The following is a 15435-nucleotide window of genomic DNA, read 5'->3' on the forward strand; positions in this document are numbered from 1 at the left end:
ATTCACTTCACGTTTTATTGACATTCTGCCTAATATTTTTTTGATTTAATTTGTCTAAATGAAAGAAAAATGGAAAATATATTTTAATTTCTGTTTCATTTAAAACAAACGGAGTTTATATATGAGTACAAACACATCATCAAAGCATTTCTATGCCACTTGGGAATCAATCAAACAACATAATGTCCCGCAATGGTATGAAGATGCAAAACTTGGCATTTTTATCCACTGGGGTATTTATTCTGTACCTGCATTCGCTCCCCCAACGTACCAATTAGGTGAAATTGATGCTGATGAACAATGGTTTTGCAACAATCCCTATGCAGAGTGGTATTTCAATTCCATTAACGTCAAGAAAGGGCCAACCTACGAGCATCACCTCAAAACCTATGGGGAACAGTTTAGTTATCACGATTTTTTACCACAATGGCAAGCAGAAAAATGGCAACCAGAAATGTGGGCGACGTTATTTGCCAAAGCCGGAGCAAAATATGTTGTATTCACAACTAAACACCACGACGGTTTCTGCCTCTACCCAAGCCAATATACCGATTTTAATTGTACGCAAGCGGGGCCAAAGCGTGATTTAATGGGCGAACTGACGGAAAATGTACGCAAATTTGGGTTAAAAATGGGCGCATACTATTCCGGTATTATTGATTGGCGCTTTTCGCCATCCCCGATATTCACGGAAAGCCAGAACTTCTCCAATGCGTGCCCTACTTACGAATATGCAGACTATGCCTATAAGCAAGTCATTGAGCTAATCAATCTCTATAAACCGGACATTCTATGGAATGATATTGGCTGGCCAAAAGTTGGCGAACATATGCTGCCGCATCTATTTGCTCACTACTATAACAGTGTCCCAAACGGCGTAGTTGATGATCGCTGGAATGGCTTATGGTGCGACTTTACCTCAAAAGAATACCAACACGGCACAACATCTCGTGAGAAAAAGTGGGAAATGTGCCGAGGTATCGGCTTATCTTTTGGCTATAACCAAGTAGAACAAGAGAGCCATTTAATCTCAGTTCCCGATCTGATCTCACTTTTGGTCGAAACCGTTGCCGATAACGGTAATCTGCTGCTGAATATCGGGCCGAAAGCAGACGGTAGTCTCCCTCCAGAGCAAGTTGAGCGCTTACTAGCATTAGGAAAATGGCTGGATATCAATGGGGAAGGTATTTATAAATCACGTTGCAGCCGAAAACCAAGTGAACAGCTCGGAAATATTACCTATCGCTACACCAAAGTCGGCACAGATCTCTATCTTTATATCGATGGCTTAAACACCAGCCAAATCAGCTTACCGCTCTCTGTTTACGGCAATCTGCAAGCGCTCAATACTGCACTAAAATTTACAACAGAGTCCACGCCGACAGGCAGATTGCTCCATATTTACAACTACCAAGCGGATTGGTATGTACTCGGCTTTAAAATTGTAAACGGGGAGGAATAAGTATGTCATTTTCACAATATTTTATTGATTTTATGAATACCCACGTTGCGCCTATCGCTCGCCGTATGGAAAACCAACCACATATTTCAGCGATTCGTGATGGCTTCATCGTAGTGCTGCCTTTCTTAATTGTCGGCAGCTTTATTATGATCTTGCTCATTCCCCCCTTTGATGAAAACACACAAAACACTTTCGGGCAAACTTGGTGGCATTTTGCAAAATGGGCAAGCCCTTACGGTTGGCATTTCTTCCAAATGTCATTTAATGCCATTTCGCTATTTACCTCTGCCAGTATTGCCTATCATCTAGCAAAAGCCTATAAAAGAGAGCCTCTCCCCGCCGCATTCTTATCGGTAATGACATTCTTATTAGTTGCCGCTCCCGTCAAAGAGAGTGCAATGGAAATCAAATTCTTCGGAGGCATCGGGTTATTCTCTGCTCTCTTCGTTGCTGCTTACACTGTCGAAATGACTCGTTTGCTAGAATACCTAAATATTAAAATCCGACTACCAAAAGAAGTCCCTCACGCCGTTGCAGAATCATTGAATATCGTGATTCCAATTTTAACAATCCTGCTGACGCTCTATCCATTTTCCATTTGGGTTGAAAATGATAGCGGACGCACCATTCCACAACTGATTATGGACTTTATGGCACCCTTGATCGCCGTCAGTGATTCACTCGGCGCAATCTGTCTATTTGTAATCGCAACCCATTTGCTTTGGTTCTTAGGCATCAACGGTTCACTCGTGCTAATGCAACTGTGGACACCGTTCTTACTTCAAAATATGGCAGCCAATCTCGCCGCATTCCAAGCCGGTGAACCCCTGCCTTTCATTATCACGAACTCATTTTGGGATTTTTATATCGTTCACGGTGCATCAGGCGGCGTTATTGCGCTGGCATTCCTCCTAATACGCAGCCAATCTGCTCACCTACGCTCAATCGGTAAAATTGGTCTTGTGCCATCATTTTTCTCTATCGGCGAACCCATTGTGTACGGTGTTCCAATGGTAGTAAATCCGCTTTTCTTTATTCCGCTAATACTTGCACCTTTAGCCAATGCCGTGACTGCCTACTTAATATTGGATTTTAATCTTATTCACCGCATCTATCTAATGGCACCTTGGACAACCCCTGCACCGATAGGCGCTTACTTAGTCTCTGCCGGCGATATTTGGGCCCCTGTGTTGAGTATTTCGCTTATTATTTTGGATATTATGATTTATTATCCATTCTTCAAACTGTATGAAAAAGTTTGTCTGGAAAAAGAACAAACCCAAAATATGACCGAATGCTCCGAGCTACTCAAAAAAGCCCAAAATGCTGCGCAATAATGTATTCCGTTTGAATAGAATGGAAGGTATCTATAAGCCTTCCATCAATAAAAATAATCCTATTTAATAACGAAAATAGGTATAATGAAACAAAAATTCAACAAGAGAATACATTGAAATGAATGAACCTACCCAACTTGCTCATTTTCAGGAGGAAATTCGTAAGCAATATGACGGTTTGAGCAAACGATTAAAACAGGTGGCACAATATGTGTTGGATAACGGTAACAGCGTGGTATTCGATACGGTATCGACCATTGCCGAACGTGCCGGTGTGCCGCCTTCCACCCTTATTCGTTTTGCCAACGCCTTTGGTTTTAGCGGCTTTAACGAAGTGAAGCAGCTTTTCCGTCAAGATATGATGGAAGGCACATCACGCTATACCGAACGGGTACAACTGTTCCGCCAAATTGAACCTGATATTGACGGGCAAAGCAGTGATTTAAGTCAGGTTCTGAATGTGTTCGCACAAGGTAATACGCAAGCCCTGCAACAATTGGCAAAAAAAGTCAGCAACGAGCAACTGGAGCAAGTGGTAACTATTTTAAATGATGCCAAACGCATTTTTATTGTCGGCTTAAAACGCTCATTCAGTATCGCCAACTATCTCAACTATGCCTTGCATCATTTAGATTATGATGTCTTTATGATTGACGGTTCAGGCGGTATGTTTGACGAACAACTCAACCGCATCACTGAAGGCGATGCGCTGATTGCCATCAGCTTTTCCCCCTACGCTAACGAAACAGTGAATGTGGTTACTGCCACCGCCAGACCCGGCGTTAAACATATCGCCATTACCGACAGCCAACTCAGCCCATTATTGGCGTTCAGCGATGTCTCCTTTATCATTAAAGAAGCGCAACTGAGCGGGTTTCGCTCCCAATGTGCGACAATGATGCTGGTACAAACCATTGCCGTGTCTCTTGCATTAAGAAAGGCATAATGAATAGACCTGCCAAAACGCAGGTCTCTCTAATTACGCCATTAACGCTTGAATTTCATCGCAATATTGCGCCGATTTCACCCCAAAAATAATTTGCTGCATATTGCCGACTTTCACGACATCAACCGCCCCTAATTTTTTCAAAGCGGCTTTATCTAAAAGGCGATCATTATGCAGTACCACTCTTAAACGGGTCAAACAGGCTTCCACATTTTGAATATTCTCTATATGACCTAATGCAGCTAAAATATTATTGATAACAGCCATTTTGCCTCCTTTATTCCACCAATATCACAATGACGATAACCGCTATTTATCCCAAATTCACCTCACTATTTTACACTTAATCAAATCACCGCAACAAGCTATTAGACACTTGATATTTATAGCATAATCTGATGAAAAATAACGTTTGTTTTAAATCTCCCGATATAAATGACGCCGCAAAAATAAATTGATTGCGTACTTAAATTACCTCTATTTTTAAAATAATCATTCAGCCATAAACCGCCCATTGGTAAAAAGAAAAAGTTACTGTTAAAATAAACCACTCTCTTTGATTGCAAAGGACTCTCACGATGAACATTCCATTTTGCTTACCCGAAAATATTACCCCCGAAATTTTTTTGCAAGATTATTGGCAGAAACAACCGCTTGTGATCCGCAACGGCTTACCGCAAATTGTCGGTTTATTTGAACCGGCGGATATTATCGAGCTAGCACAACAAGAGGACGTTACCGCCCGCCTGATCCGCACCGATATAGGCGAAAACGGCGAAAAATGGTCGCTCAAACGCAGCCCGCTAAGCGACAGCGATTTCCAAAACTTGCCGGCACAATGGTCTGTTCTCGTGCAAAATCTGGAACAATGGTCGCCGGAATTAGGGGCATTGTGGCAAGCCTTCGGCTATATTCCGCAATGGTAACGGGACGATATTATGGTGTCCTATGCACCGAAAGGCGGTTCGGTCGGTCGCCATTATGATGAATATGACGTGTTCTTAGTGCAGGGTTACGGTCATCGCCGTTGGCAATTAGGCAAATGGTGTGATCCTAGCACCGAGTTCAAACCCAACCAGCCGATCCGTATTTTTGACGATATGGGCGAGCTGATTTTTGATGAAGTGCTTGCACCGGGCGATGTGCTGTATGTGCCGTCTCGTCTATCGCACTATGGCGTGGCGCAGGACGACTGCCTCACTTTCTCATTCGGCTTACGTTTTCCAAATGCCGCAGACTTACTGGAAAACCTATGTAAAACCCTTGAGCATCAAAGCGAGAGTTTACCGACTTCACAATTCACCCTACCGTTTCGGCTTTCACCTGCCGAGCAGCCGAACGGTTTGCTCGATCCGCAAATGGTTGCGCGCCTCAAACGGCAACTCATTGCATTATTACAACACGCCGAACAATTTGATGCGCTCTTTACCCACAGTGTTGCCACCACTGTCAGCGCCCGCCGCTACGAACAATTAACGGAGGACAATGCGTTCTATCCGGACGAGGTGCAAGAAATACTGGAAGCGGGCGGCTGGATTCAGCAAGATGCCAACGTCAAAATTGTCTATACGGACAATCCGCAGCGGGTGTATGTCAACGGCGAGTGGATTGACGAACTTAACGAAGCCGAAGCGACATTATTGATTAGAATAGCCAATGGCGATGCAATTTCGTGGAATAAACTGGCTGCCCAAGCGGAAAATCAGGATCAACTTGAACTACTGCTCGACAGCCTGTGCGATTGGCTGGATAACGGCTGGCTGATCTTAGAAGAGGCGGAATAAATCCGACTTGCTATCCGCAAGCGGTCTGTTTCCCCCCTTTATTCTGCAAAAATTTCAGGCGCTGTCGTAGTGCCTGATTTAACCGCTTAAATACTGCTCTTGGAAATGGTGCTTTAATATCCGATACGCTCTGGGCAGTACCAATTTGAGTATATTCCTATGGCATAGCTAACAGTCTAATTATCCGCCATACCTTTTTACAAAAAAATCCTGAAAACCCGCCGCTTGCATTCGAAATTTACTTAAAAATCACTGACTTAATAAGATTAATTCTCACTACCCTTGTATTAGCCGAAAAATTTTTTGAGGTAGATCACAAAATGAAATTTTTTATGTTAATAATTTGTAAAAAACGATTATAAAGTGGCGGAAATAGTGGCAAAATAGTCGCACTTTTAAGTGATACATTTTTCTTTCCCGAGGAGGAAATCGTGCAAACTGTCAATGTTGATGTTGCAATTGTGGGCGCCGGTGGTGGCGGTTTACGGGCTGCGATTGCGGCAGCAGAAGCTAATCCTAATTTAAAAATCGCTTTAATTTCAAAAGTTTACCCGATGCGTAGCCATACGGTTGCAGCAGAAGGCGGCGCGGCGGCAGTCATCAAAGATACGGATTCTTATGATAAACACTTCCACGATACCGTTGGCGGCGGCGACTGGCTGTGCGAACAAGATGTGGTGGAATATTTTGTTGAGCATTCGCCGGTCGAGATGACGCAACTTGAGCGTTGGGGCTGCCCGTGGAGTCGTAAAGATGACGGCGATGTGAACGTGCGCCGTTTCGGTGGAATGAAGATTGAGCGGACGTGGTTCGCCGCTGATAAAACCGGTTTCCACTTATTGCATACGCTCTTCCAAACCTCGATCAAATACCCGCAAATTATCCGTTTTGACGAGCATTTCGTGGTCGATATTTTAGTCGATGAAGGTCAAGCCCGTGGTTGTGTGGCAATGAATATGATGGAAGGCACTTTCGTGCAGATCAATGCCAATGCGGTAGTCATTGCAACCGGCGGCGGTTGTCGTGCTTATCGTTTCAACACTAACGGCGGCATTGTTACCGGCGATGGTTTATCAATGGCGTATCGCCACGGTGTGCCTCTGCGTGATATGGAATTTGTGCAATACCACCCGACCGGCTTACCAAACACGGGCATTTTGATGACCGAAGGTTGCCGTGGCGAAGGCGGTATTTTGGTGAACAAAGACGGCTATCGCTACCTGCAAGACTACGGTTTAGGGCCGGAAACTCCAATCGGCAAGCCGGAAAACAAATATATGGAATTAGGTCCTCGTGATAAAGTGTCTCAAGCGTTCTGGCAAGAGTGGCGTAAAGGCAATACCCTAAAAACCGCAAAAGGTGTGGATGTTGTGCATCTTGATCTGCGTCATTTAGGTGAAAAATACCTGCACGAGCGTCTACCGTTTATTTGCGAGTTAGCCAAAGCGTATGAAGGGGTTGATCCGGCAAAAGCACCAATTCCTGTGCGTCCGGTCGTTCACTATACAATGGGCGGGATTGAAGTCGATCAAAAAGCGGAAACCAATATCAAAGGTCTATTCGCTGTCGGTGAATGTGCCTCTTCAGGTTTACACGGTGCAAACCGTTTGGGATCTAACTCATTAGCAGAATTAGTGGTATTCGGTAAAGTCGCCGGTGAAATGGCGGCACAGCGTGCCTTAGACGCCGCACCTCGCAACCAAGCGGTGATTGATACCCAAGCACAAGATGTGTTAAACCGTGTCTATGCGTTAGCCCGTCAGGAAGGTGAAGAATCTTGGTCTGAAATTCGTAACGAAATGGGTGACTCGATGGAAGAAGGTTGCGGTATTTACCGTACCCAAGAGAGTATGGAAAAAACCGTGGCAAAAATTGCCGAGCTAAAAGAGCGTTACAAACGTATCCGTGTGAAAGACAGTTCCAGCGTCTTTAATACCGATTTACTCTACAAAATCGAATTGGGCTATATCCTTGATGTTGCACAATCCATCTCGTCCTCTGCCCTTGATCGTAAGGAGTCCCGTGGGGCTCACCAACGTTTAGACTATGTGGAACGTGATGATGTGAACTATTTAAAACACACCCTTGCTTACTATAATGCGGACGGTGCGCCAACCATTAAATACAGCGATGTGAAAATCACCAAATCGCAACCGGCAAAACGGGTATATGGTGCGGAAGCCGAAGCACAAGAAAAAGCAGCAAAGGAGTAACAGACGATGACAAACCAAAACAAAATGACGGTGGAAGTGCTTCGTTATAATCCTGAACAAGATAACGAGCCGTTCTTAACCAAATATGAAGTCCCTTACGATAGCCAAACTTCGCTCTTAGATGCCCTTGGCTATATTAAAGATGAATTAGAACCCGAACTGTCTTATCGCTGGTCTTGCCGTATGGCGATTTGCGGCTCTTGCGGAATGATGGTAAACGGTAAGCCGAAATTGGCGTGTAAAACGTTCTTGCGGGATTACAGTGGCTATATGCGTATTGAACCGCTTGCCAACTTCCCGATTGAACGGGATTTGGTGGTGGACTTAAGCCACTTTATCGAAAGCCTTGAGTCTATCAAACCTTATATCATTGATAACAAAGCCCCTGAGCTTGACGGCAACCCGCATCCGTCTGCCGAACTGGCGAAAAGTCGAACCAAACAAACGCCTGCACAGTTGGAAAAATACCGTACCTTCTCAATGTGTATCAACTGCGGCTTGTGCTACGCTGCCTGTCCGCAATTCGGCTTAAATCCGGAATTTGTCGGCCCGGCTGCGCTCACCCTTGCTCACCGCTACAATTTGGATAACCGTGATAACGGTAAAGCAGAGCGAATGAAGATCATTAACGGTAAAAACGGCGTATGGAGCTGTACCTTTGTCGGCTACTGTTCCGAAGTCTGCCCGAAACACGTTGGGCCGGCTTCTGCGGTAAACCAAGGTAAGATCGAAAGTGCAAAAGATTATGTTTTTGCAATGCTCAAATTGCAGAAATAAGGAGAAAGTAAAATGACAACAGTAGCAAGTAAACGCAAAAAATATGTGCGTGAAGTCAAACCGACTTGGTGGAAAAAGTTAGATTTTTACAAATTCTATGTGCTGCGTGAGAGTACCGCCGTACCGACTATCTGGTTCTGTCTGGTACTGTTCTACGGTTTAGTCTGTTTGGGTAACGGCAATTTCGGCACGACTTTTGTCGGCTTTTTACAAAACCCGTTAGTGATCATCTTAAACATCATCACCTTAGGGGCGATGTTACTCAACAGTTTTACCTTCTTTGGTATGGCACCTAAAATGATGAATGTGATCGTTAAAAACGAACGTATTGATGTTCAATTAGTGTCTCGTATCTTTTGGGGCATCACCGCATTCGTCAGCCTGCTAGCTTTAATTTTAGTATAGGGAGCAAACAATGGATAAACAAAACCCAGCCCGTTCAAACGAACCTGCCGTTTGGCTACTCTTCGGAGCAGGCGGTGCGATCAGTGCCGTATTTTTCCCTGTTTTAGTGTTAATCTTGGGCTTTTTACTGCCGTTTGGCTTGGTAACACCAGATAACATTATTGCCTTTTCACAAACGTGGATCGGCAAATTAGCTATCCTCGCTCTACTTATTTTCCCTATGTGGTGTGGTATGCACCGTGTACACTTAGGTTTGCACGATTTCAAAATTCACGTGCCGGCAGGAGGATGGATTTTCTACGGACTATCCGCTCTTTATAGCGTATTAGTAATTTTTGCGGTCATTAACCTATAATTAACCGCTTACCAAAAGGCTATTTTCTCCAGCGGAAAATAGCCTTTTTTCATTTATGCTGAACTTATCATTTAATCGCCAGTCAGATTAGGCAACCAATGGTAACAATGTTATCAATATTTTCTATGGGGATCTCAAAATGAAATTACTTAAATCTCTCTTTGCCATTAGCCTTGCCACCACCTTATCACTTAGTGCGGTTGCCGAAACGGCTGCCCCTCTAACGCAAACGAAAGACAGTATGATGAATACCGTCAGCGAAACAAAAGCCGCTGCGAAAACAATGATGACGGATACCGTTTCCGATATGAAAAGCGGGGTGATGAACAAAGCCGCCTCCGCTAAATCTGACGCAACGCAAGCGGTGCAATCCGTAAAAAATGTTGCAAAAGAGAAAGCGACAAAGATGAAATCCGATGCAATGGCACAAGCCAATCACACCCAAAACGGTTTGAGCGAAAAAATGTCCGCAACGAAAGCAAAAGCAGAAAAAACAATGGCTTCGGCTCAAAAAGCCACTGTTGAAAAAGCGAATGATGCCAAAGCGAAAGCAAAAAATGCCGTCAGCTCCGCCAAAAACACCGCCACGGAAAAAGCGGACGCAGCGAAATCGGCAATCGGTCGCACAGGCAAAATTAACATCAACAAAGCCGATGCCAAAACCTTACAAAATTTAACCGGTATTGGCGAGACAAAGGCACAAGCGATTATTGATTACCGTGCGAAACACGGTAAAATCAAAAACTTAACCGAACTTTCAAAAGTATCCGGTATCGGTGAAGCGACATTAGAGAAAATTAAATCTTCTATCAGCTTCTAATCTCCCTTGCATTTAAGGACGGCAACTTCAGGTTGCCGTTTTAATTTTAAACACAATGTTTTTTAGCCGAATACTACGCCATTTCATCATCGCGGCTTGCGTATATTGCAGTTTTAACCCGCCTGCTTCTGCGCAAAACCACACACAATGTATCCAAACGACAACCCAAGACCGCTATATTCACATTGCAAAAATCGATTTACGCTGCCCGCAGCTTGAATTGATCGGCTCACAATCGGTGGATAAAGGCACAACCGTTTCCGCTTTCGCCGCCAAATATCAAACCAATATCGCAATCAATGCCAATTTTTATTGGAAAGATTTTACCCCTATCGGACTGGTGATTACCGACTACAAAAAAATCTCAAAATATGGCGATGTGCGTGCTCGGGTAGTTTTCGCCTGCGATGACCAAAACCATTGTATGATTGAACCGAAAAATCAGGTCGCTAAAATAAATCCCAAATGGCGTATCGCCATTTCAGGCTGGCATTACTACAACACCAAAACAGGAAAGTTTGAATGCGCCGCCAGCGACAAAATCGGCTGCTCACAGTCTATCTTTTTCGACAAACACCCACGCACAATGCTCGGGTTAGACGAAAAACGGCAACTGCTCTACTTAGTGGTGGTCGAAGGGCGGCAACTGGCATTTCGAGGAATGACCCTTGACGAGTTAGCGCAGTTAGCCCAAGGTTTAACGCTCACAGCAGCGATCAACTTAGACGGCGGAGGCAGCAGTACAATGGTACTCGATCGCAAGCGGTTATCTGATCTACCTTTTTTGCAAACTCAAGAGCGTGCCGTGTCCAATCATTTTGGGGTAAAACTAAAACGGGATCAGTAATGATGCCACCAACTTGCCAACCCTATCACCGCAGCGAAAACAGCCAGCCAAACCAAGTGTAACTTAACGCTTCTACGGTTAATTTCTTGGTTGGCAAGGCTACGTTGCTCTAATAATTGACGATAACGGGCTAAATCGGTTTCGTGAAAGGAAAAGCCGCAGTGGGGGCATAGTTTCGCCGCTTGGCTGATTTTCCGGCGGCATTCGGGACAATGATGTAGTGCCATAGCTTACCTATTTGATTAGGCACAATAGCCGCTCGACAAACTGCGCCGGATTATCGAGGTGTGCGTTATGCCCTGCGTTGTCAATGAGCTGATAGGACAGACTGTATTTTTGGGCAAGTCGGCGAAATTTGCTATCCCGCTCGCCCACGATAAAATAGATCGGTCGTTCGGAGCTTTGCAGCTGTTCGGCATAGAACGGTTGCTTAGCTAAGCTGGTCGCCCGCAACATTTTAGCGATCGATCCGCCGTGACTGGTTTGTCGTTTTTTGATGACTTCCGCCCGCTTGCACGGCGACAAATCGGCAAATACCGGCTGTTGATACCAATCATTCAGCACATTTTCAAGGGCTTCCGTTTCAAAACGGGCTGCCCAGCGGCAATCATTGTGCCAACGGTCTTGCTTGTCCGTTTCGATTTCCAAGCCGATATTTGTCCCTTCTAAGATCACACCACACAAGTGAGGCATAGATTGGGACACGCATAAATCCAATGCGGCACGCCCGCCTAACGAGTAACCCACCAACCAAAACGGCTGATCGCCGATGAGCTGCTTCAAGGTTGTCGCCAACTCGGCTCGTAGGCTCGGAAAATCCTGACACTCAACCAAACGGCTGTTACCGTGAAAACAGAGATCGAGGGTAAGCGGTCGGATATGCGGGAAAGTTTGCAAACGGGTGATAATCGCCGCCCAATCCTGCTGTGAGCCGAGCAGCCCGTGCAAAAAAACCACGGGCATTCCGCTTTCACTGTGCCACTGATAGGCTAACATTAGTCGATCGAAGCCCGTGAGATCTGCTCAAGCAACGATTTATACAGGGTGCTGCCTTCGTGATCGTTCACCTTGATTTCCACAATCGTTACGCCCTTGCGGATATAGGCTTGTTTCAATTTCGTGCCTAAATCCGCCCAAGTGTAAGGGCGCAGATACTCAATACCGAACATTGTTGCAATTTGTGAAAATTCCAAATTATGCGAAAGACGGTAGAACTTATCCTTCACTTTCGGCTCAACCGGCAACATATCGAAAATCGCCCCGCCGTTATTATTAATCACAAATAAAAGGGTCGGTTGGCTGATTTGGCGCAGCAATGCCATTGAGTTGAGATCGTGCAACGCCGAAATATCGCCGATGATTCCCACGGTCGGCACGCCTGAGCCTTTTGCCACGCCCGCCAATGTCGCAATCAAGCCGTCGATACCGCTCGCCCCGCGGTTAGTGTAAACGGGATAGCCCTCCGGCAATTTACACAAGGCGTCCACTAAACGTACAAACAGACTGTTCCCTAAAAAGAGATTGCCGTTTGCCGGCAGGATATGCTCGATATGGTGAGCGAGGGAGGCTTCGTTTAAATTTGCCCCCACTTGCTGCTCAATAAAGCTGGCACAGAATTGGGAGAGCGCAAGCGGTTCAAGCAGCCACGGTTTTTGGCGAAGCGGCGGGTGGACACGGGTGAAATGGTGCGCTTTGGCAACAAAGCGGGTTTGCGGGTGAGCGTAAGGATTGAGGTAGTCTTGGGATTGCTCCACCAACCAAAACTCCCCTTTAAACGCCTCAAGGAATTGATTTACCCGTTTGCTGACAATTTGCGAGCCGAACTGAATCACAATATCCGCCTGCAATAAACGTTGCTCGACGGTTTTATTCGATAACCATACGTCCGCATACGGCAGGCTGGCATCAATGCCTGACTGCACATCGCTGATTAAGCACCAACCGAGCGTTTCCGCCCACATTTTTAGCCCCATTCCCTGCTCTAACGGCAACTTACCGACCACCACAACGCCCCGTTTAGTGCGCCAATAGTCCCAATTTTCGTGCATTAACACATCTTTTTGGGTTGGCTGGCGGTCAATCCACTTCATTTGCGGCTGATTGAGCCAACGTTGGATCGGGTTGAGCCAACTATCCGTGTCGATTGCCGCTTCGTCCGCCTCATATAACGGCTCGGCAAACGGGGCATTGAAGTGTAAAACGCCGCCTTTTTCCGTTTGTTCGCCGCACGCCTGCCCCAGTGTCGCAATCAACCAATTGGCACTAAAATCTTTACTCGGCTTCGGTAAATTAAGCTGTGCCACCGGATAATTTCCGAATATGCGTTGCTGATCTATCGCTTGGTTTGCCCCGCAGCCAATCAGCTCGGGCGGACGGTCAGCGGACAGTACAATTAATTTCTGATGGGTTAAACTCGCCTCAATCACCGCCGGGAAAAGATTTGCCACCGCTGTGCCGGACGTTACAATAATCGCCACCGGATCGTGAGTGGATTGCGCTAAACCGAGCGCAAAAAAGCCTAATCCCCGCTCGTCAAAATGGCTATGGCACTCTGCCAAGCCTTGTGCTTTTAGGCGGAGCGCCTCAAGGGTGAGCGGGGTGGAACGTGAACCGGGGGCAATACAAAAATGTTTGACACCGTAGCGAATCAATGCCGTTAGCACGACTTTCGCCCAAGTTCGATTAAAAGTACTGATAGTCTTCATTCTAAACGTCCGATATTCTGTTCTGTTTTCATCTACAAGCGGTCAGATTGTAGCAAATATTTGCAATAGCCCCTAGTAATGAACGTATTTCTACCTATAATAGCTTGATTTTTTCATTAAAAATGGCATAGAGAGCTAAAAATGACGCTAATTATCCGCCAACTTGGCGTGCAGGACTACCAACACGTTTGGCATCAAATGCAAGATTTTACCGATCACCGCACCGCGGATACGCCCGATGAAATTTGGTTGGTCGAACACCCGCCGGTGTTCACGCAAGGTTCGGCAGGCAAGCCGGAACATTTGCTCAACCCGACCAATATCCCCGTTGTTCAATCGGATCGTGGCGGACAGATCACCTATCACGGTTTGGGTCAGCAAATTATGTATGTGTTGATCGACATCAAACGCCATAAGGCAAACGGCAGTGATCTGAATGTGCGTCAGCTCGTTACTGCCCTAGAGCAATCGGTGGTGAAAACCTTAGCAGATTACGGCATCGAGGCTTACCCTAAGCCCGATGCGCCCGGCGTCTATGTGGACGGTAAAAAAATATGCTCGCTTGGGCTAAGAATCCGCAAAGGTTGCTCTTTTCACGGCTTGGCACTGAATATTCAAATGGATCTCAGCCCCTTTAACCATATCAACCCTTGCGGTTATGCCGGTTTGGAAATGTGCCAATTAGCGGACTTTATCCCGCACGAACAGGCGAGCTGTGAGCAAGTCGCCCCGAAATTGGTTCATTACTTTACCCAAATTCTCGGTTATAATGCTCAACAAATTATTAACAAATAGGAATACAAAATGGGTACACCTTTTAAAATGGAACGTGGCGTTAAATATCGTGATGCCGCTAAAACGTCCATTATTCCCGTTAAAAATATCGATCCTGACCAAGAATTACTTAAAAAACCGGAATGGATGAAAATTAAATTGCCGGCAAACTCGGCAAAAATCCAAAGTATTAAAAACGGAATGCGCCGCCACGGCTTGCACTCGGTGTGTGAAGAGGCCTCTTGCCCGAACTTGCACGAGTGTTTTAATCACGGCACGGCAACCTTTATGATTATGGGCGCAATTTGCACCCGCCGTTGTCCGTTCTGCGATGTGGCGCACGGCAAGCCGTTACCTCTCGACCAAGACGAACCACGCAAGTTGGCGGAAACCATTCAAGATATGAAGCTCAAATATGTGGTGATCACCTCGGTGGATCGGGACGATTTACCCGATCGGGGCGCGGGGCATTTTGCTGCGTGCGTGCGTGAAATTCGGGCGATCAATCCGGGGATCAAAATTGAAATTCTTGTGCCAGACTTCCGGGGCAGAATTGAACAGGCAATTGACATTCTCAAACAAAATCCGCCGGACGTGTTCAATCACAACTTGGAAAACGTGCCACGCTTGTATAAAGAAATCCGACCGGGTGCGGATTATCAATGGTCGTTGAAATTATTGAAAGAATTTAAAGCGGTTTTCCCCGACATTCCGACAAAATCGGGCATTATGGTCGGTCTAGGTGAAACCAACGAAGAAATTCTTGCCGTTATGCAAGATTTGCGGGATCACGGTGTAACAATGCTCACCCTTGGGCAATATTTGCAGCCGAGCCGCCATCACTTGCCGGTCGCCCGCTATGTTCACCCGACGGAATTTGATATGTTCCGTGAAAAAGCCAACGAAATGGGCTTTGAACACGCCGCCTGCGGTCCGTTCGTCCGTTCCTCTTACCACGCCGATCTGCAAGCAAGCGGTGGGTTAGTCAAATAATATTGCATATAAAATCG

The 15435-nt window shown here is 45.8% G+C and carries 15 protein-coding genes and 1 pseudogene; 12 read left to right on the plus strand and 4 right to left on the minus strand.

Annotated features, from left to right (window positions below; translation table 11 throughout):
• Positions 1-121 precede the first annotated feature (121 nt).
• The 3 genes from RO21_RS00045 to RO21_RS00055 all read left to right on the plus strand — a co-directional run bounded on the left by RO21_RS00045 (position 122) and on the right by RO21_RS00055 (position 3745).
• Positions 122-1462 (plus strand): alpha-L-fucosidase, encoded by a 1341-nt coding sequence (locus tag RO21_RS00045; protein WP_047975758.1) that lies wholly within the window; start codon positions 122-124, stop codon positions 1460-1462.
• 2 nt (positions 1463-1464) lie between these two features.
• Positions 1465-2799, plus strand: coding sequence for a PTS sugar transporter subunit IIC (locus RO21_RS00050; RefSeq protein WP_047975759.1), 1335 nt, complete (start codon positions 1465-1467; stop codon positions 2797-2799).
• 118 nt (positions 2800-2917) lie between these two features.
• Positions 2918-3745 (plus strand): MurR/RpiR family transcriptional regulator, encoded by an 828-nt coding sequence (locus tag RO21_RS00055; protein ID WP_047975760.1) that lies wholly within the window; start codon positions 2918-2920, stop codon positions 3743-3745.
• 33 nt (positions 3746-3778) lie between these two features.
• Here the strand turns inward: RO21_RS00055 and RO21_RS00060 are convergent, their stop codons facing one another.
• Positions 3779-4012 (minus strand): PTS sugar transporter subunit IIB, encoded by a 234-nt coding sequence (locus RO21_RS00060; protein ID WP_053067685.1) that lies wholly within the window; start codon positions 4010-4012, stop codon positions 3779-3781.
• Positions 4013-4323: 311 nt separating this feature from the next.
• Between RO21_RS00060 and RO21_RS00065 the strand changes: the two are divergent.
• The 7 genes and pseudogenes from RO21_RS00065 (at position 4324) to RO21_RS00095 (ending at position 10946) form a co-directional block, all read left to right on the plus strand.
• A pseudogene (locus RO21_RS00065) lies at positions 4324-5529 on the plus strand (ribosomal protein uL16 3-hydroxylase).
• A 431-nt stretch (positions 5530-5960) separates the two neighbouring features.
• Positions 5961-7742 (plus strand): fumarate reductase (quinol) flavoprotein subunit, encoded by a 1782-nt coding sequence (gene frdA / locus RO21_RS00070; RefSeq protein ID WP_047975761.1) that lies wholly within the window; start codon positions 5961-5963, stop codon positions 7740-7742.
• A gap of 6 nt (positions 7743-7748) precedes the next feature.
• On the plus strand, positions 7749-8519 hold the full coding sequence (locus tag RO21_RS00075; protein WP_047975762.1) for a succinate dehydrogenase/fumarate reductase iron-sulfur subunit: 771 nt from the start codon (positions 7749-7751) through the stop codon (positions 8517-8519).
• 12 nt (positions 8520-8531) lie between these two features.
• Complete coding sequence (frdC, locus tag RO21_RS00080; RefSeq protein ID WP_047975763.1) at positions 8532-8924, plus strand: fumarate reductase subunit FrdC; 393 nt, start codon at positions 8532-8534, stop codon at positions 8922-8924.
• Between the two features lie 10 nt (positions 8925-8934).
• Positions 8935-9279, plus strand: coding sequence for a fumarate reductase subunit FrdD (frdD, locus tag RO21_RS00085; protein ID WP_047975764.1), 345 nt, complete (start codon positions 8935-8937; stop codon positions 9277-9279).
• 139 nt (positions 9280-9418) lie between these two features.
• Entirely contained in the window at positions 9419-10099 is a 681-nt protein-coding gene (locus RO21_RS00090) for a ComEA family DNA-binding protein (RefSeq protein WP_047975765.1), read from the plus strand.
• 55 nt (positions 10100-10154) lie between these two features.
• Positions 10155-10946 carry a phosphodiester glycosidase family protein gene (locus RO21_RS00095; RefSeq protein WP_053067686.1) on the plus strand — a complete coding sequence of 264 codons (792 nt, stop codon included), beginning with the start codon at positions 10155-10157 and terminating at the stop codon, positions 10944-10946.
• On the opposite strand, the gene RO21_RS00100 is transcribed toward RO21_RS00095, so the two are convergent.
• From RO21_RS00100 to menD, 3 genes are read right to left on the minus strand one after another with little or no spacing between them, the layout of a single operon-like run.
• Positions 10940-11173 (minus strand): zinc ribbon domain-containing protein, encoded by a 234-nt coding sequence (locus tag RO21_RS00100; RefSeq protein ID WP_047975766.1) that lies wholly within the window; start codon positions 11171-11173, stop codon positions 10940-10942. The genes RO21_RS00095 and RO21_RS00100 overlap by 7 nt on opposite strands.
• 7 nt (positions 11174-11180) lie before the next feature.
• The gene (gene menH / locus RO21_RS00105; protein ID WP_047975767.1) at positions 11181-11942 is read right to left on the minus strand and encodes a 2-succinyl-6-hydroxy-2,4-cyclohexadiene-1-carboxylate synthase; all 762 of its coding nucleotides are present in this window, start codon (positions 11940-11942) and stop codon (positions 11181-11183) included.
• Positions 11942-13651 (minus strand): 2-succinyl-5-enolpyruvyl-6-hydroxy-3-cyclohexene-1-carboxylic-acid synthase, encoded by a 1710-nt coding sequence (menD, locus tag RO21_RS00110; RefSeq protein ID WP_047975768.1) that lies wholly within the window; start codon positions 13649-13651, stop codon positions 11942-11944. The genes menH and menD overlap by 1 nt, the downstream gene beginning before the upstream one ends.
• Before the next feature lie 141 nt (positions 13652-13792).
• On the opposite strand from menD, the gene lipB reads away from it, so the two are divergent.
• The gene (gene lipB, locus RO21_RS00115; RefSeq protein WP_047975769.1) at positions 13793-14446 is read left to right on the plus strand and encodes a lipoyl(octanoyl) transferase LipB; all 654 of its coding nucleotides are present in this window, start codon (positions 13793-13795) and stop codon (positions 14444-14446) included.
• 9 nt (positions 14447-14455) lie between these two features.
• Positions 14456-15418 (plus strand): lipoyl synthase, encoded by a 963-nt coding sequence (gene lipA, locus RO21_RS00120; protein ID WP_047975770.1) that lies wholly within the window; start codon positions 14456-14458, stop codon positions 15416-15418.
• Positions 15419-15435 lie beyond the last annotated feature (17 nt).

Source organism: Muribacter muris, assembly GCF_001038205.1.
GTDB lineage: Bacteria > Pseudomonadota > Gammaproteobacteria > Enterobacterales > Pasteurellaceae > Muribacter > Muribacter muris.

Coding starts and splice junctions, on each gene's coding strand:
- RO21_RS00090 (WP_047975765.1), top strand. CDS start 9,419: ATGAAATTACTTAAATCTCTCTTTGCCATTAGCCTTGCCACCACCTTA.
- frdD (WP_047975764.1), top strand. CDS start 8,935: ATGGATAAACAAAACCCAGCCCGTTCAAACGAACCTGCCGTTTGGCTA.
- RO21_RS00095 (WP_053067686.1), top strand. CDS start 10,155: ATGTTTTTTAGCCGAATACTACGCCATTTCATCATCGCGGCTTGCGTA.
- lipB (WP_047975769.1), top strand. CDS start 13,793: ATGACGCTAATTATCCGCCAACTTGGCGTGCAGGACTACCAACACGTT.
- RO21_RS00060 (WP_053067685.1), bottom strand. CDS start 4,012: ATGGCTGTTATCAATAATATTTTAGCTGCATTAGGTCATATAGAGAAT.
- RO21_RS00045 (WP_047975758.1), top strand. CDS start 122: ATGAGTACAAACACATCATCAAAGCATTTCTATGCCACTTGGGAATCA.
- lipA (WP_047975770.1), top strand. CDS start 14,456: ATGGGTACACCTTTTAAAATGGAACGTGGCGTTAAATATCGTGATGCC.
- frdC (WP_047975763.1), top strand. CDS start 8,532: ATGACAACAGTAGCAAGTAAACGCAAAAAATATGTGCGTGAAGTCAAA.
- RO21_RS00100 (WP_047975766.1), bottom strand. CDS start 11,173: ATGGCACTACATCATTGTCCCGAATGCCGCCGGAAAATCAGCCAAGCG.
- menD (WP_047975768.1), bottom strand. CDS start 13,651: ATGAAGACTATCAGTACTTTTAATCGAACTTGGGCGAAAGTCGTGCTA.
- RO21_RS00075 (WP_047975762.1), top strand. CDS start 7,749: ATGACAAACCAAAACAAAATGACGGTGGAAGTGCTTCGTTATAATCCT.
- RO21_RS00055 (WP_047975760.1), top strand. CDS start 2,918: ATGAATGAACCTACCCAACTTGCTCATTTTCAGGAGGAAATTCGTAAG.
- menH (WP_047975767.1), bottom strand. CDS start 11,942: ATGTTAGCCTATCAGTGGCACAGTGAAAGCGGAATGCCCGTGGTTTTT.
- RO21_RS00050 (WP_047975759.1), top strand. CDS start 1,465: ATGTCATTTTCACAATATTTTATTGATTTTATGAATACCCACGTTGCG.